The organism is Wolbachia endosymbiont (group A) of Pherbina coryleti (genome assembly GCF_964026875.1).
Classification (GTDB): domain Bacteria; phylum Pseudomonadota; class Alphaproteobacteria; order Rickettsiales; family Anaplasmataceae; genus Wolbachia; species Wolbachia pipientis.
Window position 1 is genome coordinate 466,046 of record NZ_OZ034706.1, and the last position, 22,169, is coordinate 488,214.

At 35.1% G+C, this 22,169-nt stretch carries 24 protein-coding genes and 2 pseudogenes; 15 read left to right on the forward strand and 11 right to left on the reverse strand.

Going from position 1 to position 22,169, the window contains the following annotated elements; translation table 11 throughout:
* Nucleotides 1–19: 19 nt before the first annotated feature.
* Nucleotides 20–319, forward strand: a complete 300-nt coding sequence (locus AAGD87_RS02375) for a hypothetical protein (protein WP_265041743.1) — start codon at nt 20–22, stop codon at nt 317–319.
* Nucleotides 320–376: 57 nt separating this feature from the next.
* Here the strand turns inward: AAGD87_RS02375 and AAGD87_RS02380 are convergent, their stop codons facing one another.
* Nucleotides 377–514 carry a hypothetical protein gene (locus AAGD87_RS02380; protein WP_341817713.1) on the reverse strand — a complete coding sequence of 46 codons (138 nt, stop codon included), beginning with the start codon at nt 512–514 and terminating at the stop codon, nt 377–379.
* Between the two features lie 134 nt (nt 515–648).
* Here AAGD87_RS02380 and AAGD87_RS02385 point away from each other — a divergent pair, with 134 nt between their 5' ends.
* The 7 genes and pseudogenes from AAGD87_RS02385 to AAGD87_RS02415 all read left to right on the forward strand — a co-directional run.
* Nucleotides 649–2,532: a hypothetical protein gene (locus tag AAGD87_RS02385; RefSeq protein WP_265042190.1), complete on the forward strand. Its 1,884-nt coding sequence runs from the start codon at nt 649–651 to the stop codon at nt 2,530–2,532.
* 177 nt (nt 2,533–2,709) lie between these two features.
* On the forward strand, nt 2,710–3,189 hold the full coding sequence (locus tag AAGD87_RS02390) for a hypothetical protein (RefSeq protein WP_264337193.1): 480 nt from the start codon (nt 2,710–2,712) through the stop codon (nt 3,187–3,189).
* Nucleotides 3,190–3,208: 19 nt separating this feature from the next.
* Entirely contained in the window at nt 3,209–4,687 is a 1,479-nt protein-coding gene (locus AAGD87_RS02395; RefSeq protein ID WP_341817714.1) for an ankyrin repeat domain-containing protein, read from the forward strand.
* Nucleotides 4,684–6,510 carry a phage terminase large subunit family protein gene (locus AAGD87_RS02400; RefSeq protein ID WP_341817715.1) on the forward strand — a complete coding sequence of 609 codons (1,827 nt, stop codon included), beginning with the start codon at nt 4,684–4,686 and terminating at the stop codon, nt 6,508–6,510. Before AAGD87_RS02395 ends, AAGD87_RS02400 begins: the two co-directional genes overlap by 4 nt.
* A gap of 1 nt (nt 6,511) precedes the next feature.
* A complete protein-coding gene (locus tag AAGD87_RS02405; RefSeq protein ID WP_264688549.1) occupies nt 6,512–6,736 on the forward strand; it encodes a gpW family protein in 225 nt (74 codons plus the stop codon).
* 26 nt (nt 6,737–6,762) lie between these two features.
* Nucleotides 6,763–7,794 carry a YhcG family protein gene (locus AAGD87_RS02410; RefSeq protein WP_012482036.1) on the forward strand — a complete coding sequence of 344 codons (1,032 nt, stop codon included), beginning with the start codon at nt 6,763–6,765 and terminating at the stop codon, nt 7,792–7,794.
* Nucleotides 7,794–8,708, forward strand: a pseudogene (locus AAGD87_RS02415) (phage portal protein); the annotation flags it as partial. The gene AAGD87_RS02410 and the pseudogene AAGD87_RS02415, both read left to right, overlap by 1 nt.
* A gap of 21 nt (nt 8,709–8,729) precedes the next feature.
* Here AAGD87_RS02415 and AAGD87_RS02420 read toward each other — a convergent pair.
* The 3 genes from AAGD87_RS02420 to AAGD87_RS02430 are packed head-to-tail and all read right to left on the reverse strand — an operon-like array spanning nt 8,730 to nt 9,670.
* Nucleotides 8,730–9,137: a transposase gene (locus tag AAGD87_RS02420; protein ID WP_264339099.1), complete on the reverse strand. Its 408-nt coding sequence runs from the start codon at nt 9,135–9,137 to the stop codon at nt 8,730–8,732.
* Nucleotides 9,138–9,156: 19 nt separating this feature from the next.
* Nucleotides 9,157–9,357, reverse strand: a complete 201-nt coding sequence (locus tag AAGD87_RS02425) for a hypothetical protein (RefSeq protein ID WP_010082383.1) — start codon at nt 9,355–9,357, stop codon at nt 9,157–9,159.
* The gene (locus AAGD87_RS02430; RefSeq protein WP_007548762.1) at nt 9,341–9,670 is read right to left on the reverse strand and encodes a transposase; all 330 of its coding nucleotides are present in this window, start codon (nt 9,668–9,670) and stop codon (nt 9,341–9,343) included. Before AAGD87_RS02430 ends, AAGD87_RS02425 begins: the two co-directional genes overlap by 17 nt.
* 242 nt (nt 9,671–9,912) lie before the next feature.
* On the opposite strand from AAGD87_RS02430, the gene AAGD87_RS02435 reads away from it, so the two are divergent.
* From AAGD87_RS02435 to AAGD87_RS02450, 4 genes are all read left to right on the forward strand, one after another.
* The gene (locus tag AAGD87_RS02435; protein ID WP_182309570.1) at nt 9,913–10,500 is read left to right on the forward strand and encodes an L-threonylcarbamoyladenylate synthase; all 588 of its coding nucleotides are present in this window, start codon (nt 9,913–9,915) and stop codon (nt 10,498–10,500) included.
* Between the two features lie 17 nt (nt 10,501–10,517).
* The gene (locus tag AAGD87_RS02440) at nt 10,518–11,339 is read left to right on the forward strand and encodes an AAA family ATPase (RefSeq protein ID WP_182309569.1); all 822 of its coding nucleotides are present in this window, start codon (nt 10,518–10,520) and stop codon (nt 11,337–11,339) included.
* A 73-nt stretch (nt 11,340–11,412) separates the two neighbouring features.
* On the forward strand, nt 11,413–12,207 hold the full coding sequence (locus AAGD87_RS02445) for a hypothetical protein (RefSeq protein WP_338481699.1): 795 nt from the start codon (nt 11,413–11,415) through the stop codon (nt 12,205–12,207).
* 68 nt (nt 12,208–12,275) lie between these two features.
* Nucleotides 12,276–12,938 (forward strand): conjugal transfer protein TraJ, encoded by a 663-nt coding sequence (locus AAGD87_RS02450; protein WP_182309567.1) that lies wholly within the window; start codon nt 12,276–12,278, stop codon nt 12,936–12,938.
* Here AAGD87_RS02450 and AAGD87_RS02455 read toward each other — a convergent pair.
* Nucleotides 12,935–14,431: a proton-conducting transporter membrane subunit gene (locus AAGD87_RS02455; RefSeq protein ID WP_264339601.1), complete on the reverse strand. Its 1,497-nt coding sequence runs from the start codon at nt 14,429–14,431 to the stop codon at nt 12,935–12,937. The two genes, AAGD87_RS02450 and AAGD87_RS02455, sit on opposite strands and share 4 nt — an antisense overlap.
* Before the next feature lie 143 nt (nt 14,432–14,574).
* Between AAGD87_RS02455 and AAGD87_RS02460 the strand changes: the two genes are divergently transcribed.
* Entirely contained in the window at nt 14,575–14,763 is a 189-nt protein-coding gene (locus AAGD87_RS02460; RefSeq protein WP_155969415.1) for a WPE palindromic element domain-containing protein, read from the forward strand.
* Nucleotides 14,764–14,931: 168 nt separating this feature from the next.
* On the opposite strand, the gene AAGD87_RS02465 is transcribed toward AAGD87_RS02460, so the two are convergent.
* From AAGD87_RS02465 to AAGD87_RS02475, 3 genes are all read right to left on the reverse strand, one after another.
* Entirely contained in the window at nt 14,932–15,288 is a 357-nt protein-coding gene (locus tag AAGD87_RS02465) for a holo-[acyl-carrier-protein] synthase (RefSeq protein ID WP_151807997.1), read from the reverse strand.
* Entirely contained in the window at nt 15,285–16,553 is a 1,269-nt protein-coding gene (gene proS, locus AAGD87_RS02470) for a proline--tRNA ligase (protein WP_155969413.1), read from the reverse strand. Before proS ends, AAGD87_RS02465 begins: the two co-directional genes overlap by 4 nt.
* 102 nt (nt 16,554–16,655) lie before the next feature.
* Nucleotides 16,656–17,867 carry a hypothetical protein gene (locus AAGD87_RS02475; protein WP_341817716.1) on the reverse strand — a complete coding sequence of 404 codons (1,212 nt, stop codon included), beginning with the start codon at nt 17,865–17,867 and terminating at the stop codon, nt 16,656–16,658.
* 172 nt (nt 17,868–18,039) lie between these two features.
* On the opposite strand from AAGD87_RS02475, the gene AAGD87_RS02480 reads away from it, so the two are divergent.
* Nucleotides 18,040–18,899 (forward strand): IS630 family transposase gene (locus AAGD87_RS02480; RefSeq protein ID WP_264705388.1). Its coding sequence is split into 2 segments (ribosomal slippage): nt 18,040–18,364 and nt 18,364–18,899, totalling 861 coding nucleotides; the frame shifts between segments, so codons are not numbered across the junction.
* A gap of 403 nt (nt 18,900–19,302) precedes the next feature.
* Here the strand turns inward: AAGD87_RS02480 and AAGD87_RS02485 are convergent.
* The 3 genes from AAGD87_RS02485 to AAGD87_RS02495 are packed head-to-tail and all read right to left on the reverse strand — an operon-like array spanning nt 19,303 to nt 20,243.
* Nucleotides 19,303–19,710, reverse strand: coding sequence for a transposase (locus AAGD87_RS02485; RefSeq protein ID WP_264339099.1), 408 nt, complete (start codon nt 19,708–19,710; stop codon nt 19,303–19,305).
* A gap of 19 nt (nt 19,711–19,729) precedes the next feature.
* On the reverse strand, nt 19,730–19,930 hold the full coding sequence (locus tag AAGD87_RS02490; protein ID WP_010082383.1) for a hypothetical protein: 201 nt from the start codon (nt 19,928–19,930) through the stop codon (nt 19,730–19,732).
* Nucleotides 19,914–20,243: a transposase gene (locus AAGD87_RS02495; protein WP_007548762.1), complete on the reverse strand. Its 330-nt coding sequence runs from the start codon at nt 20,241–20,243 to the stop codon at nt 19,914–19,916. Before AAGD87_RS02495 ends, AAGD87_RS02490 begins: the two co-directional genes overlap by 17 nt.
* Nucleotides 20,244–20,569: 326 nt before the next feature.
* Here AAGD87_RS02495 and AAGD87_RS02500 point away from each other — a divergent pair.
* Nucleotides 20,570–21,825, forward strand: a pseudogene (locus AAGD87_RS02500) (IS4 family transposase).
* The last annotated feature ends 344 nt before the right edge of the window (nt 21,826–22,169 follow it).

Sequence of the window (22,169 nt, forward strand, 5' to 3'; positions counted from 1 at the left end):
TTTCAAACAAGTACAACTTATGCCACAAAAAATGAGAGTAAGTAACCAAAGAGAATATAACGAGTTTCTCAAAAAAAGAGGAAATGTTTTTCATTTTGTTAATCAAGCCATAGAAAATTGGTATGAAAATAGTCCAAAAGTTGCAGGTGGCAATAACACTTATAGTGATAAAGTTGTAATTTTAATACACATAATAGTTCATCAACTATGTTTTTTAAAAATTTTTTATTTGTGTAATTATGTAACTTTGTTCAATCATGTTGACAATAAAAACCTATGTGTCGTAGAAATAAAATTTTATATCAAACAACTGCCATAACAATTTCTGCTTAGCTAATGAATATGTGCTTTAAGTCTGTGCGGACGCACATATTCATTAGCCAATTTCAGTTACCATTGTGAGAGTATGCAAATTAATTGCTTCTTTAAGTCTTGCATTAGCAATTATAGCCTTTCTTATAATAGTCCGAATGCGATAAGATATGTGTTTATGGCTATAGCAGGCCAGTAGCATATTACGGTCTGTTCGGATTATTGTAAAAAGAGCTATAGTAAGCCTTGGTAGTTGTAATATTAATTTACTGGTATATACCGTATTTTAATGAGTTTAGCGTAACAAATAACTTTGGATTAAATGTGGTGTACTCAATGAATCAAGAAAAGACGTTAGCTGGAGTAGTAACGTCGCAAACAAATAATGAAGCATCGTTTTCTGAAGAAGTAGAAAATAATGTTTCAAATTCTACACTATCTGTTAAGGAGAGAATTGAATTGTTTGAAAAAGGTACGAAGCAAGAACCTGACCTGAACACTGAATGCAAACTAGCTTCTTTAAATGTGATTAGCAATAGTAGCGATAGCAGTATTACAGCAAAAATAGACGAAGCAGGTGCTGATTTTTCAGTGAGTTGTTCTTCTTTAGTATTTGATGATGGTAAAGACATAGAGGACGAATTTAATGCAGTTTGTGAGGCAAATGGAATAGAATATAACCGTCCGTATTCTCTTGATCAGTTTGAGGCAGCATCCAACACATCTTCCAACCCCAAAATAGACAATACAAAAGAAATGCAAAAAGAGGAAGAGGATAAAGAATTAGGAGATAAACCAAAGCCGTTACCTAGGAATGGAATGTTGGAGAAGGACAATATTAGAAATGTAGCTCCACCTTCACCTAGAACAGCAGAAAATCATCGGTTGAGTATTATTCAGGATATTGCACCACCAAAGCTACCACATTCTTCTTTCCAATTAAATGGAGAAAAATGTGATGAGCAAGAAGCTATAGGAGAACCTATGTATGCAACTATAGACAAAAATAAAAAATTCTCGAAAAGAGGGTTAGATGGTGAAATAAACGATCAAAGTCCGGAGATGGAAAAGTCAAATTCTGAAGAAACATCAATTAAGAAAGGATCAATTGGTGAACCTGTAGATCTGAATACAAAATTTTTAAAAAAGAGTTTGGAAGGAAGTGATAGTGGAATAGACAATAGAAGTGCAGAGATGACAAGATCAAATTCTCAAGTAACAGAAATGAGTGAGTTTTGTGGCAGTCAAGGATGGGAGAATATGTCATTAAATCATGATAGTCCAGTTACACTTTCAACTAGCTCATCAGAAAAAAGTGATAATGAAGAAACCCCGTTAATTAAAAAAGAAAAGAAAACAAATAGAATTTTGCCAAGAGTAAAATATGCAGTGCAGCAGAAGGAATTTGTAATTTTCGGTATAGCTGCTGTTGCACTTAGCGCTTCTGCAGCTTTGGTATATCTACAGGATAAAGGACAATTTATTGCATTTTTTGCAAACAGCCCTCTCTATATTACTATGCCAATGATAGCAATTACTTCATTGCTTGCAATTAGCACAATATTTTGTGGAATAAAGCAATTTAGAGATACTGAAGAGTGTCAAATAGGAGGAAAGAATGCGAATGAAACTTTGAATCAGGTGCTAAAGTATCAACCAAAAGATAAAGTAATAAAATCATTCAAACTTGAATACAGCAATGGTACTCATTCACATTTTACACTTAACGCTTGGAAGGGTAAGAACAACTTCATTAATATTGACGACAAAGTCATTAGTAGAAGAAATAAAGTAGAATCAGTAATCAAAGATAGGCCATTATTTACAGCATTATTAAGCAGTTTGGTTGCTGCAAATATAGTATGGCCTTTATTACTGTATGTAGAAGGTGGTATTAATAGTGTACAGAAGTTTTACCAGAACGCTTTGATTAATAACGTAGGGTTATCACTACTTATAGGCTCGAGTATACTTGCACTATCAGTGATATTCCTTGGAGTACATTACTACAGAAAAACAAATTGCACAAATCTTGTATATTGTGAGGAAAGAATTGAACCAGAAAAAGTTAATGGAAAGTTCATTGAGGAAATAAAGGAAGCAAGGACAAAAGTGCTTGAAGAAAACCATAGTAAAGATGCTAAATGCAGCAGTTTAACGCTAGAGCAAGTAGTGGTTGAATCTCATAACTACAAAGATGTAATTTATAGTATTAGTTGAAAATAGCCAAATTTCACTATGTAAAAAGAAAGCAGCTATAAACCGGAGTACTTCGCTTTGTGTTAGTAAAATATCTCTGAAATATTGGCAAGTATAAACAGGTAGGGAATTGCTGATACTGGCAAAACCTTTTCAGAGACTCAAGAAGAAAACTCGTAAAAAATAGGCAAAAAAAAAGTGAAAATCACGCAAACAGAATGGGCAAGAGAGATAGGAGTATCAAAGCAATATGTCTGTTATTTAGTAAAAAAAGGAATAGTTGAGTTGGAGGATGGACTCATTGACCGAGAACAAGCAAACAGGGCTATAGAAACAATCAGAGATCCAAGTCAACCACTGAGAAGAAAAAACTATTCAGAAAGCGGAGAAAAACTTTCCACGATGTTGCTTAAAACGCGAATAAAAAATGAAATGGAGCGAGGTAAACTTCTTGAGGCGAAAGCTAAGGCTGAGATAGGAGAACTTGTAGCAGTAGAAGAAGTAAAGCGCGATGCGTTTAATGTAGCAAGAGTTGTCCGTAATAATTTGCTTAATATTCCAAATAGAGTTTCAGCGCTGCTTGCATCACTGAGTGACACTGAAAAGATTCATATGGCGCTAACTGAAGAGATTACAAACTCATTACAAGAATTATCTAATACTAAATTTCAAATATAAAAAAGATTTTGAATATAAAATGACTGATAACTTAAGTTTAGAGTTAATAAAGTGTCTCATCAATCAACCTGGATTAGATGTTAATGTTAGAGGATTAAATGGAAAGACACCACTACATTGCGCTATAGAGTTTGACGAGTTAAGCATGGTGGATTTATTACTCACGAAGAAGAACATTAATCCTTTTGTTGAGGACAATGAAGGCAAAACCTCCTTAGATTATGCCAAAGAAGGTAAAAAAGCAGAAATATTACAAGCGCTAATTAATAACAAATACGGATCAGAACAAGATAACTTACTTCATTTAGCTGCAATGATAGGTGAAGTTAATGCAGTTAGATATTTGATAGGAAAAGGTGTTGACGTTAATGTACGAAATGCTCTGCATCATACTCCATTACATCTAGCAGCAGGAATAGGACATGCAGAAGTTGTAAAGATTTTGATAAGAGAAGGAAAAGCTGAAATCGAGGTTTTTGATGCACGAAATCAGACACCGATGCACTATGCAGTTAACAACAAAAAATTGGAGATAGTAAAGTTATTACTGGAGCTAGGAGCAGATGTAAATAGCGCACGTGTAGGACAAAACTCGATGAAATTATCACCTGTTCATATAGCTGTAAGTAATACTAATTACGATGAAAGAGACTTATGTCTTGATATCCTCAAATGCTTAATAAAGGAGCCTAATGCTCAAGTCAATTTGCAAGACTATGAAAATAAAACACCACTACATTACGCTGAAAGACTTAAAACAATAGAAGTTTTACTAACGCGAGAAGATATAGACCCTCTGGTAAAAGACGATAGCGGCAAGACACCATTTGATTATGCTAAACCTGAGATAAAGAAGACTTTGATGAACAATAAGTATGGTTCTGAAAAGAATAGTCTACTCCATTTAGCTGCACAAAGAGGAGAAATTGAGATTGTAGAATCTATTTTAAAGGAAGAAATCGATATTGATATTGTAAATAATAAAGGTCTATCACCGATTTACCTTGCTGCAGAAAAAGGACATTTACATGTAGTAAAATTACTACTGAAAAAAGGAGCAAATTATACACCTGTTTTGCACTTAGCAATCAAATCAAATAATTTGGAGTTACTTAAAGTTTTATTTACTGAAAAAAATGGGTCATTGCTCTGCAGAGATACCGTTGTTAATTTTCCAACCCTTCATAATAAATATATAGCACAGAGAGAAATAGCAGATAAAAGGATGAAAAAACATAATAATATTATCTGCATCTGTATTACAGTTAGCGCAGTAGTAATGGCAGCATATATAGGTTTAACAGCAACAACAATAAGCAGTGCGATCATTTTTGCAACAATAACAGGGGTATTTGCGCTTGTTATAGCAATAATGCTAAGTGAGATGAGCAAAAGATATATAGAAAAGGAATTTCAGAAAAAGATGTTTATGGAGGAGTGTAGTTCTACTGTTAATGATATTCAGATAGAACCAATTATGAGTAGATGCAGACAATGATATACGCCACATCTTTTTCTGAAGGTTTAAAACCAGATCCAGAGCTTAAAGTATCAGAGTGGGCAAATGAGTATCGAGTTTTAGCGCCAACTGCAGCATCAGAGCCAGGGAAATGGAGAACAGAAAGAACTCCTTATTTAAAAGAAATAATGGATTCACTTTCTCCTTCTTCACCTGCAGAAAAAGTAGTATTCATGAAAGGAGCGCAGATTGGGGGAACAGAAGCTGGTAACAATTGGATAGGCTATATCATCGATCAAACACCAGGGCCAATGCTAGTAGTACAGCCAACAGTTGAAATGGGAAAACGTTGGTCAAAAGGAAGATTTGCGCCACTGATTGAAAGTACACCATGTTTAAAAAGTAAAGTAAAAGACCCAAGATCAAGAGATTCAGGGAATACTGTACAAAGCAAGGAATTTCCAGGTGGAATAGTAGTAATAACCGGAGCAAATAGCAGTGTAGGTCTCAGGTCCATGCCAGTAAAATATCTCTTTCTTGATGAAATAGATGCCTATCCAGGAGATTCAGGTGGTGAAGGAGATCCAGTGCTGCTCAGTATTGCTCGAACTAATACATTTGCACGACGAAAGATTTTTTTAGTATCAACACCAACGATTCATGGAATAAGCAGAATTGAGAAAGAATTTGAAGCAACAGATAAGAGATATTTTTTTGTACCATGTCCGCATTGTAATTACTATCAAGTTCTAAAATGGTCACAAATAAAATGGGAAAATAACGATTCGAAAACAGCACATTATGTCTGCACTGAATGTAGCGGCAAAATAGAAAATCATCAAAAGACAGAGATGCTTGAGCGTGGAGAATGGAGGCCTACTAATAGAGTAAAAGGTGAGAAAAAAGGATTTCATCTTTCAAGTCTTTATAGTCCAGTAGGCTGGTATAGCTGGACTCAAGCAGTAGAAGATTTTCTTCATGCAAAAGAAAGTGAACAATTACTAAAAGTATGGATAAATACTACGCTTGGAGAAACCTGGGTAGACAAAGGAGAAGTACCAGATTGGAAGCAATTATTTAACAGGAGAGAATTTTTTCCCGTAGGCACAGTACCTAGGAGAGAAGTGGTGCTTACTGCAGGAGTAGATGTCCAAAAAGATCGTTTAGAAGTAGAAGTTGTAGCCTGGGGAAAAGGCAGAGAAAGTTGGTCAATAGACTACCGAGTATTTGAAGGAGATGCAGTAGGTAGGGAAGTATGGGGAAAACTCTCTGAGCTTTTAAATCATCATTTTATTGGTGAAAATGGGCTTGAATATATGATAAGCATGATGGCGGTTGATGCTGGGTATGCGACACAAGAAGTATACAATTGGGTAAGAGGTCATCAAGGCTCTGGAAGAGTAATGGCAGTGAAAGGTGTAAATAAAGCTCTAGTACCACTTAGCAGCCCAAGTAGAGTAGATATAACAGTTGGTGGTCAAAAGCTAAAAAGAGGAATAAAGCTCTGGCCAGTGGGAGTATCGATTTTAAAGTCAGAACTTTTTCAATTACTTAATGTTTTAAAGGACGGTGAAGAAGCTCCAGCAGGATACTGTCATTTTCCCGAGTATGCGCCTGAATATTTTAAGCAGTTAACGGCAGAGCAATTAGTCAGCAAGGTAGTAAAAGGATACACCAAACAGGAGTGGCAAAAGGTAAGAGAAAGAAATGAAGTATTAGACTGTAGGATTTATGCAAGAGCAGCATCGATAGCACTGGGAATAGACAGATGGCCAGAGAGTAAGTGGAATAGTTTGAGTGGAAAAATGGAAAGTAAAAAGCCTAAAAAAGTGAGACAAAGTAAATGGTTGAATGAGAAGTAAAATGTACAATCAGGAATATTTAAGTCAAGTCGAAGAAGCGATAAAAAAACTGCAAAGCGGAGAGCGAGTAGTATCAATTGCATATGGTGACCATGTTGTGCGGTACGGGGAAGTTCAAATAAAGGATTTATTGGAGCTCAGGCAACGAATAAAAGCGGGGTTAAAAGTTGCAGGCATGAGGCCAAAGAGGAAAATTGTTTTTTCAACGAGTAAGGGGATCATATAATGATGAAAATCGTTGAAAGGAACCGTATGACAAAAATTATAGCAAAAGAATATACAGAATTTTTAGAGCAGCTGAAAGAACAGATTGCTATTAGTCGTTATAAAGCAGCAAGAACAGTAAATAAAGAGCTACTACTACTTTATCATTATATTGGAACACAGATTCTAGAAAAACAAAAGAGCCAAGGTTGGGGATCCAAAGTAATTGAGCAGTTAAGTAGAGACTTAAAGGCTGAGTTTCCAGAAATGAAAGGTTTTAGCACAAGAAATCTAAAATATATGAGGCAGTTTGCAGGGGAATATCAAGATATTGAATTTGTGCAACAACTTGTTGCCCAATTGCCATGGGGACATAATGTATTTCTGATGGACTTAGTTCGGGACAAAGAAGCGAGGCTATTCTACATAAAAGAAGCTATAGAACATGGCTGGTCAAGAAACATCATGGTAATGCAGATTGAACTTGGGTTACATAAACGTCAAGGAAAGGCTATCACTAATTTTAAAGAGAAGTTACCTTCACCTCAATCAGATCTAGCGCATTACACGTTAAAAGATCCATATATTTTTGATTTTTTAAGTATAGGAAAGGATGCTCATGAAAGAGAAGTAGAAAAAGGTCTTGTAGGACATATGGAGAAGTTTTTGTTAGAACTTGGTGAAGGCTTTGCATTTGTAGGTAGACAATTTCATTTAGATGTTGGTGATGAAGACTTCTTTGTCGATCTATTATTCTACCATCTAAAATTACGTTGTTTTATAGTAATTGAATTGAAAGATAATAAGTTTAAACCAGAATACGCCGGTAAAATGAATTTCTACCTTTCAGCAGTAGATGACTTGCTAAAACACGAGACAGATCAACCATCTGTAGGGTTGATTTTATGTAAATCTAAAAATGATGTACTAGCAAAATACACTCTAAAAGATATGACAAAACCAATAGGACTAGCAGAATATCGAATAACTGAAAGTCTACCAGAGAATATAAAGACAGCTTTACCAACGATAGAGGAATTAGAAGCTGAGTTATCTAAAGTTTCAGATAAAGAGAAGTAATGCTACTCAAATCATTCAAACAACTATTTAGTAAGCCAAAAATCAAAAGCTCAGCCTGGGATGCAGCAGGATCAGGAAGAAGATTTTTTCACTTTCAACCAGAGTTAGGAAGTATAAACAATTTGCTGTCTCAAAGCCTTGAAACTTTACGTAGTAGATCACGTGATATGGTGAGAAAAAATCCTTACGCTGCAAATATAATTGATACGATAGTAAGTAACTCTATTGGAACAGGAATAAAACCACAATCAAAAGCAAGAGATGGAGAATTTCGAAAGAAGGTGCAAGAATTATGGCTAAAATGGACAGATGAAGCAGACAGTAACGGAGTAAGTGATTTTTATGGATTACAAGCTCTAGTGTGCAGAAGTATGATAGAGGGAGGAGAATGTTTTGTACGTTTAAGAACGAGAAAGCTGGAAGATAGATTTTCTGTACCATTACAACTACAAGTACTTGAGTCTGAACATTTAGATAATAAAACAAATCAAACTTTAGGAAATGGTAATGTAATAAGAAACGGGATTGAGTTTAACAGGCTTGGGCAAAGAGAAGCATACTACCTATTTAAAGAACACCCTGGTGAAAGTATGTTTGGAGAATCAGTGAGAGTGCCAGCAAATGATGTTTTACATATTTATAGACCATTAAGACCTGGGCAAATCAGAGGGGAGCCTTGGCTTTCTAATATACTGCTGAAGCTTTATGAGCTTGATCAATATGATGATGCAGAGCTGGTGAGAAAGAAAACTGCAGCAATGTTTGCTGGATTTATTACGAGACTCGATCCAGAAGCAAATATCATGGGAGAAAGTGAAAGTAATGAGCAAGGAGTGGCACTATCAGGTTTAGAGCCAGGAACAATGCAGCTTTTAGACCCAGGAGAAGACATAAAATTTTCAGAACCGTCAGATAGTAGGTAACGCACAATAAATTTATGAAGCTATCTCAAATTTAGCCATACCAATATCAGTGAACTTATTGAGCAAATAGCATTTAACAAGTAGTTCCTTCTCTCTATTTGTCTCAGATTTATTCCTAAAACTAAACCCGAATGTTTGTTTCAGTCGCGAGAAAAAACTTTCTATATAAGATCTTTTTCCGTAGTTTGTTTGCCTTTTCCACCTCTTCATTCCATCTTCGCTGCATGATTTTATTAGTCTAATTGCAGCATTTCTCTCAGCCATATAGTCTAACTTTGGATGCTCTGCTGCGTTGTTTTTCGGAGGAATTTTCGTTTTTATACCATATTGATTACACAGCTTATAGAGCTTTTCTCTGTCATATGCCCTATCTGCATATAGTACTTTTATGACATACTGAAAATCGACTTCTTTTAGCAAATCACAAGCTCCATAGTGATCAGCCGTTACTGTATTTTACAGCTATGGCTTTTTTGCTGTTTGTATTCAACATTACATGCAATTTTCTTGTCTGTTCATAGCTGCGATACTTTCTATCTTCGCTATTTTCTTTGCTATGACCAGGAGTGTTGTTGTATATACTAATTCCTGTACTGTCTATAGCAATTTCGATATCTTCCATATTATTTTCTGCAATCATTGATCTTAATATTGAGTTTCTTAAACCTTCTTGATGATTGTGAATAGCTGATAACTTGCAAATTTTTCCCAATTTGCTCAAGGTATCCTGCTATAAACCCAACTGTTTGCCTCAGGCCTATTCTAAATAAACAAGTTATTATGTGCACCAAAATTACAACTTTATCGCTATAAATATTGTTGCCACCTGGTATTTTTGGACCATTCTCGTACCACTTTTCTATGGCTTCGTTGATATAATGAAAAATATTTCCTCTTTTTTCTAGAAATTTGTTATATTCGCTATGGTTACTGACCCTCATTTTTTGTGGCATATTTTTTCTTTCAAGGTTAAATGGCTATTTTATAATGAATTTTGTCAGTAGCCACCAGATTTTTTCAGTTGCTATGCAACAAAGCCATCCCAGTGTCAAGCACTGGGATGACACCATTTGTTGTAAACTCACTTTTACTCTATGGTCTTGCCGCTATCCTGAACGGATACAAACTAGCAGTTACTATATAAGATACAATGCAACAAAACTGATCTAGTTGTTATAAATAAGTTTTGAGCTATATGGTATCTAAAATAATAAATGCAATACAGAACAACTTGTTAGTGTGTTTTCCAACAGAAACAGTGTATGCTCTTGCTTGTAATGCACTAGATAATGAATCTATAGGAAAAATATATCAGATAAAGAAACGCTCTCAAAATAAACCACTGTCTATATTTGTTAGTGATATTTACAATTTGACAAAAATAGCAAAGGTAAAGGAAAGATATATTGATTTAATAAACCACTTTTCTCCTGGACCAATTACCTATATTTTACCACTTAAAAACAACAATATATTGCCAAACGAATTCTTTAAAGATAGTATAGGCATCAGAATCCCTAAGCATCCTATTGCAATTTCAATATTAAATAAACTGAAAGTTCCAATAGTTGCAACTAGTATAAATATTTCAGGAGAAAAAAGTGTATGTAAGGCAGACGATATACCACAATCCATTAAGCAACATTTATCTGTAGTGATTGAAGATGATGAACTAGTTTCTGGTACAGAATCTACTATTATTGACTTAACCGAAGATAAGATTAAGGTTTTAAGGGAAGGTGCAATTTCATTACAAACAGTAAACAACGCATTTTCAAACTAAGATCTATAGGAGAAAAAATGAAAAGAGTAATAGGTCACAACCAGGCCAAAAAAAAATTAATGAACAACTTATCTGTTCAGTCTTGGCTGATCTGTGGTAAAAAAGGTATAGGAAAAGCAACGCTTGCAAAATCCTTCTCCAATTGGTTACTCATAAAAAGCTATAATGAAGTAGCATTGGACTTACACATTGTTGAAGGTGATACTATCGGAATAGAAAAAGTCAGAGAAATGAAAAACTTTCTACACTTAAGTCCCATTCAATCAGAACACAAAATAGCTATAATAGATAGCTTAGAGGCAATGACTAATAACGCTAAAAACGCAATATTGAAAATATTAGAAGAGCCGCCAAAAAATTCTAAGATATTTATAATTAGCCATAAGCCATATGATATACAAACCACTATCTTGTGTAGGTGCTTTCAGCTAAATTTACTTCCATTAACTTATGATGAAACAAAGCAAGTTGCTTCATCTCAATGTAAATTTGATGATCAAACGTTTGACGAAATGATTACTTTATTTCCTGGAATGCCAGGAATGATAATAAATGCAATAAGTAGTGATGCTTATGAAGCATACAAATGCTTTTATAAATTTCTTCATGATTTAAAGAATCCCAATATGATTAATAAAGTAATTAATAGCGAAATCGAACTAGAACTAGCATCATATATAATTCAGGCCTTCATTTTAGAAAGCATAAAGAGAGAGGTAAATGATGTTGAAATTCTGCTAAGTCAGTGGAAAAAAATAGATGAACTTTTCGTTGCCGCAAAGCAACTCCACTTAGATAAAAAGCATGTTTTAGCTAATGTAGTTAATATCATGACATAAGTTTACAAAGTATAATACTTTTAACATAAATTCATGATAAAATTCTGTTAATTTAATACTCGAAGTATATAATTTGACTGATAATAAATTAACTGTATGGCAATCAATAGAAGTTTTGACGAAAGCCATATTGAACATGCAGAAAAAATTAAGCTTAATTAAGAATATAGCTTCAGATCAAGACATAACCCTAGAAAAAGGAAAGGAGTTGTTAAGTGGCATTTATGAAGCAAATTTTAAGCTAAACAAGGCAATCAATATAGCCACTTTGCCAAAAATTGGCTATCATATGCTAAATGGCGAGCTTGTTGTACGTAATCATATTACAGAAGAGGAAGTAAAGATTCCTAGAGATTTTCATTACCTTAAAGTCGTTAAATCTGATCATGATGATTATAAATTAACGTTTTGTAATTTTTTAGGTAACGAGTTTTTTGAATATAAAAAGTATGATCCACAATATTCTGGTATTTCAGATGAATATAAATTTGTGAATTTTGGTAGTGTAAAAAAGACTCATAATCTAAAATTTAAGGAATACGTTGGTCATGCACCTAAATTTTTTGCTGCAGAAGGGCCTATTGAGCCTGGATCCCAAAACCATGCAATTGATCTATTTGAGCTAGTCAAAAGTGGTAAAGGTAGAAAAGTGGGAGCCTTTGCTGATGAATTTGGTTATTTTGATGATCAAAATAAATTGCATTATTATAATTATCACAAAAGTGCAGAAAGTAATACTTATGATCCTGAAAATTTCAGTGTAAAAATGATAAATATAGATGTGAGCAAAATCGATAAATTCTACCTCATTGCAGAACAAGGTGATATAATCATTCATCCTATTTGGGAAAATTTAGACATATTTTAAAGTTTTTTTTAGAGTATCTAAGCTTATTGTTATTATAATGATCCGATTAGGTCTGGTAGTATTGTGTTATGGAAGATAAATTACTTGAATCAGTAAAAAACAAAAGTTATTTCAGTAAAGCAGTCGAATGGTACTGCCATAGGTATCTGTTTTGTGTAGCAGAAAGATCTTGGATGGCATTAATAGTATCGCTTCTCCTAGTATGCTTATGTTTATTAACATTAAACATATACCTGTTATTTCCTATTAAAAAAGATTTAAATTTTGTGAAGTATATGAACCACACAGAAGATGAGTTCTCCGCAATGCATAAGCTTAGTTTCAGTAAAAAGGAAGATGAATACACTTCCACAGCGAGGTACTTAATAAGTAAATACATCGAAATATATGAGTCCATTAAGACCGTTGAACCGAAGTACCAAGAAAATTTTATAAGAAACAATTCTATACATAAAATCTATCAAGGCTTTCAGGAAAAAACAAACAATGAAGCTGTTTCATCCAAAAGAAAAATTGCCAACATAAATGTAATAACATTATCTATTGATCGATCGACCAAGGACTTAGTTACATTTGCTGGAAATGCTACTGTAGTTTTTGCAACCGAGCAAAATAAGGAGGTGAAAAATCAGGCTGTTGAGATTAGCTTCACTTTGTCGAATATAAAAGCAACTCTGGCTGGTATAATACCATTTAAATTTATTGTTAATGGTTATAAATACAGATTTTAAAATATTACTTGGTAGCTAAAAAAAATAACCAAAGTGCACATAGCAGTAATAACTGGAGGTAAAACTAGAAGAATTGGTGTTTTTTTAATAAAGTAATTCTGAGAAGGTTTTAAGAAAAAGGCGTTGTAAATTATCGGTAAAAAGTACAGAGCGTTGAGTATAGTACTAACAATTAACACTAGAGTTACAAACACAGAAAGTATTACATTGCCAGAGTTGAAAACAGCTTGAAAAATGAGAAATTTACCCCAAAAAGTTGGAGCAGGCGGCACCCCTATCATAGACAACGCACCTATAGCAAATGCTGTCATGCTAATTGGCATACTGCGTCCTATACCGTAAATCTTATCTATATATTTCTCACCTGCTCTCGTTATTATTGCTCCGGCAACGAAAAACAAAGTGATTTTTGCAAATGCGTGGCAAACTAATTGAAAAATTGCAACCCTCATGCTGAGCTCACTAAAAATTGAAGCGAACAATATAATATATGACAATTGAGAGATGGTAGAGTAAGCAAGCAATTTCTTTAATTCTTTTTGCTTTAGTGCAATCAATGATGCAGTAATAATAGTAAATCCAGCAGCGTACGGAAGCCACCCTCCAGCAAACCAATTTTGCTGCACAAAACGTTGCATGTTATCGACGCCAAAAGTGTATAATATAACTTTTATGATGATGAAAACTCCGGATTTCACAACAGCAACAGCATGCAGTAGTGCACTCACAGGAGTTGGTGCAACCATTGCTTTTGGTAACCAAAAATGCATTGGCATTAATGCAGCTTTTCCTATTCCGTAAATTAGCATAGCAAAACACACTGCAATAAAAGTGATGAGTGAAGTATCAAATTTGAATATTCCACCACTTACAAAGTCTAAAGTATGAAATTCATTATATAAAAGGCCTATTGCAGGAAAAAATAATACCAAAGAAGAGAAAAATAGCACGCCAAAGTAATAGCGTCCTGCAATCATTGATTCATTTGTTGAGTTGTAAGTAACCAGAGGGTATGTACTAATAGTTAGAAGCTCATAAAAGACAAATGTAGTGAGCAAATCTCCAGAAAAAGCAATAAACATTGCACAGCTAATCGATATTGAAAAAAAGCATAGAAAACTTGAGTGATTGCTATCAGCATAGTTATTCTGCATATAACATATTGCATATATACTGGTCAGCACCCATAAAAACGATATTAATAAACTGAATATTACTCCGGTAGACTCTAGCTTTAAACTAATGTGCAAATTATTACCAAAATCCATGAGAATAAATTGAGAATGATCACCATATACCCAATATAAAGTGCACAGACACGTATACGTAAACAGAAGTACAGAAGAAGTGACAGTAATACTATTGTTCACTCCGGGCCATTTACCAGTAAAAAAAATAACTAACGCACTTAAAAGTGGAATCAACGCAGTAATTAATAAATAATTCTCAGTAATTGAAAATGGTAAGGAAAGAGACGTTAAAACACAGTCCATTAAATAATTCATCTTTTTGTTTAGGTAAAGCTAGAATTATACTAAAATCATAGAAAAACCGCTATGTTTTTTTGGCAAACTAGTCGTTTGTGTATGCTATAGCTATACTGCGATTCATTCCACAACTGTACGAACATTTGTTTTTGTTAAACACAACAAAGATGTCATCCCAGTGCCCTGACTACTTGGATCCAGAAAACTTAATTTCAACTAAGTGGCTGCATAATAAAGGCTGGATTCCAGTGCCAAGCACTGGAATGACAGCAATCTACGTCATACCACCACGAACCGTCATACCGCGATTCATTCGCGGTATCTCATCCGCTAACTAGTAGCGGGATGACGAGCTTATCGTCATGCCACCGCGAACCGTCATACCGCCGCGGTATCTCAGCATAGATTCCGCTAACTAGTAGCGGAATGACGGTTTTTCAAATTGTCGTAAGTCAGTTTAGCTATATAGATAGCACAAAGTCAACTGCATAAATTGAAAATATCTGCTAGACGCAAATTACAACAAATGCAGTAGCGTAATCTCCATCGTCACTTAAAGAAAGATGAATTTTGGAGATAAAATCCTTGCTAACGGTAAGATATGGCTTGCCTCTTACATCATTGTATATTTCTATATCTTTCATTGTAATACCCTGACCACTACCTCGTGCTTTAACAAAAGCTTCTTTTGCTGCAAAGCGTTTAGCAAAATACCTTGCTCGCATTTCTTGACTATTATACTTTCTACTTAGCTCTATTTCCTTTTCAGTGTAGATTCTATTGAGAAATTTTTCCCCGTATTTTTGTAATATTCTCAATATTCTTGGTATATATACTATGTCAGTGCCGATACCGTGTATCATTTTGCGCTAAAGTGATTTATTGCTTCCTCAATCTGCATTTCCTTTACCTCTCCAGTTGCTCTATTTTTTACTTCAACTATATTTTCACTTACTGCTTTCTTTCCGACAATTATTTGCCACGGCAAGCCTATCAGATCCATTCTAGAAAATTTTACTCCTACACTCCCTTCCGTATCATCGTAAAGCACTTCATCGCTTTTCAAAGCTTTGTATATTTTATCTGCAGCCTCCGTTACTTTCGTTTGTAAATTGATTAAACCAATTCTGAAAGGAGCCACCGATTCTGGCCAGATAATTCCTTTATCATCATGAAAAGCTTCTATTATTGCACCAACAAGCCTTGAAACCCCAATGCCATACGAACCCATATGTATATTGACATTTTTTCCATCTTGAGAAGTAACACTTGCCTTCATAGGCTTTGAATATTTGTCGCCAAAATAAAAAATATGCCCTATTTCAATACCTTTACTAACATTTAACTGCTCTTGTGATATAGGGCAAGTCTCAGGATCATGCATATCATCTGCAACTGCGTATATACTCTTTAAACTTTCAATATCTTCACTCTCTAGTAGTTCAGAAAATTTATTGTCATAATATAAAGTGCTCTCACCAGTGTTTGCCAATATATGAAACTCGTGGCTCAAATTTCCTCCAATTGGCCCCGTATCAGCTCGAACTCCAATTGGAGTAAATCCCATGCGTTTGAAGATTTTTATGTAAGTTTTGTACATCAAATTATATGAATTCAGTGCACCTTCGTAATCTACATCAAAACTGTATGCATCCTTCATCAAAAATTCCCTGCCCCTCATAACACCATAACGTGGTCTTACCTCATCACGGAATTTCCATTGAATTTGGTATAAACAAAGTGGCAAATCTTTGTAACTTTTTACCACATCTCTAATTAAATCAGTTGCTATCTCCTCATGCGTTGGACCAAAAAGCATATCTTCCTCATGCCTATCCTTTATGCGTAGCATTTCCTTACCGTAATCATCGTAACGCCCTGATTCTCGCCAAAGACTTGCTGGTTGCACACAAGGCATTAATGCTTCAATAGCACCGGATTTGTTCATTTCATCTCTGATAATATCTTCAATATTCTTAAGCACTAAGAGACCAAGTGGTAACCACGTATAGATGCCAGATGCTATCTGCTTTATTAAACCTGCACGCAAAGAATATTGATGGGAGATAATTTTAGCATGGGCAGGCTTTTCCTTTAGAGTTGGCAGGTAATATTTGGATAAGCGCATATAATAGATCTGATTGTATTAAGTAATCTTAATACAATCAGACCTGTAGGTAAACTTATTTTGAAAAGGAAGGGAAGTGCATGGCTGACCATTTCATAGTTATCATAGTCCTTGTACAACATTTTCCTTTTGGCATCGCAACGCTTTTCCACCAAACTGTGCTATGCGATCCTCAACAGAAAGAGGAGGTGAATCTTGCACCTCATTATCCACTGAGTCAACATTATTTACTTGTGGTGAATCAACACACGAACTTGGCGGTACCGGTGACTCCTCTGTTTCTTGTTCAGGATGTATCGGAGATGTGGCTCTAGATCCTATACCACTGTCAAGACCCCCGCTTCCTTCTTCCTTGCTTGATGGGGAATTTGTGTGTTTTGTCTGCTCCTCTTTTTCCTGCTCTATCTCTTTCTGTGTGTCTTTGCTTTCATCTGTAGTCCAATCTGAATCGCTAATAGAATCAGAATGCTCACTTTCACTATCTGAGAGTTGCATGACTGCTGCTCTCTCCTTAAGTCTCTTTGTCCAATCTGAATCATTATCATCCGACTTCTTTCTCTCTGCTTGCTCCCTATCTATTCTTGCAGCAAACTCTTCTGGTGTTTCTTTTTTGTCAGTGCCCCCACTACTTTCTAATTTTGCTTTCAATTCATTTGTAAAATTTTGTTGCTGCCCACTCTTGTTGCTGCTCACTCTTTTTAACGTAGTACCTCCTCTTATCTGTTCAAACAGAGTAGAATGATTATTATTCTCAGGTTTACCAGCCTTCTTCGGTGCATCATTCTTAGGTTGCTCCGTACGCTTGGAAGCTGTAAAAAAATGCGGAGGCGGAGGTGGTAGTGCAGCATCTTGTGGCAATGGAGGAGGTGGTGGCGGTGGTACACTGACACTTGGATTTGGTTGTGTACCCAATGTTACTGGAGGTGATTGAGGAGTAGGTACATTTGATTTATTCTCCAGATTAGTACAATTTTTACACACAAATTTTTGTGGTTCTTGAGATGGAGTATGGCCGAATTTCTGTCCATTAAGACCTACTTCTTTCTTATTATCATCTCTAGAAATAGCCAGTTTAACAAGATATGTCACTGAAATAAGTGCAACAACCGTAGAAACAGCAAAAATTGCTAAAGGAACTGCTGCAATAGGACCAGAACCAGAAACTGCTATAATAACATAAGGAAGATATTGACCAGATATGAAACTAAATATAGATAATAATGAAACAGCAATTAAAGGTTTCCATATAGTCTGCTTAGTTTTAGTAAGCTCCTGACTATCTTTTAGCAATGAAGAATTATTGGATATCATCATTTCTTTGCCTCACTTGTTAACGATAATTTAATAATAACCCAATTAATAATTTCTGTCAATAATTAATTATGAAAAACAAAGTTGCAATTTGAATAGATAAGCTATAAGTATAGCTCTTTCCATAAAAGTCCGGATGTGATAGGATAAGGGTAGATGATGATAAGGAGGTTGAATGCCAGCAGCATATAGTTATGATTTAAGAAAAAAAGCAATGGAAGCGCTAGACGAAGGAGAAAGCAGAGAAACAGTGGCAGCAAGATTTAAGATTGGACGAACTACTTTATGGGAGTGGCAGCAAAGAAGAAAAGAAACAGGAGACTTTCAATCAAAAAAACTTGGAAATGGGGGTTACAATCACAAAATTACCGACTGGGATACCTTTGCCAAATTTGCCAGAGAACACGGAGGAAAGACTCTATCGGAAATGGCTAAACTTTGGAACAACGTTAGTATCCAAACGATCTATCGAGCCCTTAAAAAAATTGGATTTACGCGCAAAAAAAGACATATGGATACAAGGAAAGAAACGAAGAAAAACGTGCTGAATTTTTGAAAATTATAGCGACAAAAGAACCTAAAAACTTAGTGTATATAGATGAGTCTGGCATTGATAACACCGAAGACTACCCCTACGGATATTGCCAGAAAGGACAGCGGTTTTATGCCTTAAAATCTGGAAAGAAAACTCAACGAATCAGTATGGTTGCAGCCTTAAGTGGAAGAAAGATAGTTGTTCCGTTAACCTTTGAAGGCCACTGTAATATGGATGTTTTTAATGGATGGTTTGAGCAATTTTTGACACCGATCTTGGAACCTGGACAGACTGTCATTCTTGACAATGCTACTTTTCATAAGTCTGATAAGATTATCGAGCTTGCTAAAGGGGTTGGTGCAGAAATTTTGTATCTGCCGCCTTATTCTCCAGATTTCAACAAAATTGAGCATCATTGGTTTGCTATAAAAAACAGAGCCAGGAAAAACATTCCTCTATTCGAATCCTTTCGTCGTGCTGTTGATTCTGCCTTCCTATGACCTGTTCGGACTATTATGAGAAATGCTATAATATACGACCAGCAATAGCCATACAATAGACTTCTTGTATAACCCACACTAAGTAGAAAAAAGGTGTCATCCAAGTAGCTGACACTGCTCTCCTTTGTCATTCCAGTGCTTGACACTGGAATGACACCGAAGGGGCTACTGCCGTCTTGGATGGAAACCAGTGTCAGAACTAGTTAACCATGGGGCTTCTTTTGCCTTTTTTTCCATTTGGTAAATTTCTTAAATATTTATGGCTAACATGAAGCTAAGTACGAACTTTGTTAAACATAACAAATGGTGCCATTCCAGTGCTCCTTTTTTTGTCATCCCAGTGCTTGACACTGGGATGGCTTTGTTGCATCGCTCTTCGGATAGTAGGTAACGCACAATAAATTTATGAAGCTATCTCAAATTTAGCCATACCAATATCAGTGAACTTATTGAGCAAATAGCATTTAACAAGTAGTTCCTTCTCTCTATTTGTCTCAGATTTATTCCTAAAACTAAACCCGAATGTTTGTTTCAGTCGCGAGAAAAAACTTTCTATATAAGATCTTTTTCCGTAGTTTGTTTGCCTTTTCCACCTCTTCATTCCATCTTCGCTGCATGATTTTATTAGTCTAATTGCAGCATTTCTCTCAGCCATATAGTCTAACTTTGGATGCTCTGCTGCGTTGTTTTTCGGAGGAATTTTCGTTTTTATACCATATTGATTACACAGCTTATAGAGCTTTTCTCTGTCATATGCCCTATCTGCATATAGTACTTTTATGACATACTGAAAATCGACTTCTTTTAGCAAATCACAAGCTCCATAGTGATCAGCCGTTACTGTATTTTACAGCTATGGCTTTTTTGCTGTTTGTATTCAACATTACATGCAATTTTCTTGTCTGTTCATAGCTGCGATACTTTCTATCTTCGCTATTTTCTTTGCTATGACCAGGAGTGTTGTTGTATATACTAATTCCTGTACTGTCTATAGCAATTTCGATATCTTCCATATTATTTTCTGCAATCATTGATCTTAATATTGAGTTTCTTAAACCTTCTTGATGATTGTGAATAGCTGATAACTTGCAAATTTTTCCCAATTTGCTCAAGGTATCCTGCTATAAACCCAACTGTTTGCCTCAGGCCTATTCTAAATAAACAAGTTATTATGTGCACCAAAATTACAACTTTATCGCTATAAATATTGTTGCCACCTGGTATTTTTGGACCATTCTCGTACCACTTTTCTATGGCTTCGTTGATATAATGAAAAATATTTCCTCTTTTTTCTAGAAATTTGTTATATTCGCTATGGTTACTGACCCTCATTTTTTGTGGCATATTTTTTCTTTCAAGGTTAAATGGCTATTTTATAATGAATTTTGTCAGTAGCCACCAGATTTTTTCAGTTGCTATGCAACAAAGCCATCCCAGTGTCTGGGCACTGGGATGACATCATAGGGACACTGGGATTACACCCTGACAATCGTCATCCAGCTACTTGTTAGCGGCTAAGAGATACCGCGAATGAATCGCGGTATGACGGTTCGTGGCGGCATGACGATAACCTCGTCTCACTGCCATTAAGTTAAGGAAAAAAGATAGATTTTATGGGATAATGATGTATACCAATAAGTTTAAAGGTAGTATGAGTAAAAAAGGCAGTAATAAAATTTATTCAAAATGAATTGGCAAGTCTAGAATTTATAGAATCCCATAAATCATCTTCAAAAGATTTTATGAGAAAGAGGAAGTTATCTTTTATTGACATATTTATCTTAATTTTAAGAAAAAGTGTAAAGTCGCTGCAAGTAATACTAAACGAATTTATTTTATATAGGAAAAAAGACTATACCGTTACTGCTAGTGCTTTTAGTCAAGCAAGAAAAAAAATGAAACACAGTGCATTTTCAGAAATTAACGAAGGTGTGGTTTCCTTGTACTACCAAGACCAAAAATTTAAAACTTGTTTTGGCTTTAGAGTGTTAGCTCTTGATGCCTCCAAAATCATTTTACCAACAAGCGTTGAAATAAAAAATGAATTTGGCTCAAGAAAAATACGTAACCAAAAACCAAAAGATTTAGGTGATTATGCAAGTGCAACCTTTGCGGTTTGTTAAGATGTGCTAAATAATGTTGCCATAAGGTCAGTGTTAGATAGAGGTAACACTCATGAAATTAACTTAGCAGATGAAATGCTTAAAGTTGTAAATACTAATGACTTACTGATTTGTATATTTATCTTATAAATTTCTTTCTAGCCTTACAAAAAGAAAAATTGCTTATGTCATTCGATGTCCCAGATCATCTTTTAATGAAGTGAATGCTATGTTTGAAGAAAAAAGCCCATCTAGTGTTGAGGTTACCATATGTGCTCAGCGTAAGATAAAACAAGAAAATAGTGGAATAACGCTTCAAAGTGGTACTGCCATCTGGTGAAATTGAAGTGTTAGCTACATCATTAATGGATGAACAAAAGTTTCAAACTGGAGGATTTAAGGAGTTATATTTTTTACGCTGGGGAGTTGAGACATTTTTTGCAAAACTCAAAGGAAGACTAAGTCTAGAAAATTTTACAGGAAAAAGTGTTGAGTCTGTTAAACAGGATTTTTGGTCAGCTATCATTATTAGCAACCTAGAAAGTGTTATGACAGAAGATGTAGAAGAAGCGTTGAATATGGACTTAACCGATGATAAGCTTAAGAGGAGCATTAACAAATCTGTCTCATTTAACGCGATCAAAAACTTGGCTTTCGACATTTTTGCTACGGAATCAGATACTGACTGCATTATGGATCAATTATCAAAGCTATTTTTGATGAACACTTTGGCGGTAAGAAAGGGAAGGAAAGTTGATCGTCATAAGGTACCTTATCTTCGTTCGTTCAATTACCAAAAAAGGGTTAGAAAACACATATTTTGACTAGAGGTAGTATTCATATCTTCTGATAATAACTGGGTAGCTTATTGCCATAGCTCCTGTAAAATGACTTCTAAACAAACTGTTTCTTAAGTAATTTACACTTCAGAGTTTATCTGCTTTAAAGTTTACTCTATTCTGTTTCAGCATTTGTCATAAATCCTTAATTATTTCTGACTTTTTAGTTCAGTTTTTAACCATTCTTTCCTTAACTTAATGGCAGTGAACCTCGTCATCCCGCTACTTGTTAGCGGGATCTCTTGTTAGCGGCTGAGATACCGCGAATGAATCGCGGTATGACGGTTCGCGGCGGTATGGACGTAGGAAAACCTTTCTTGGGTCAGCTA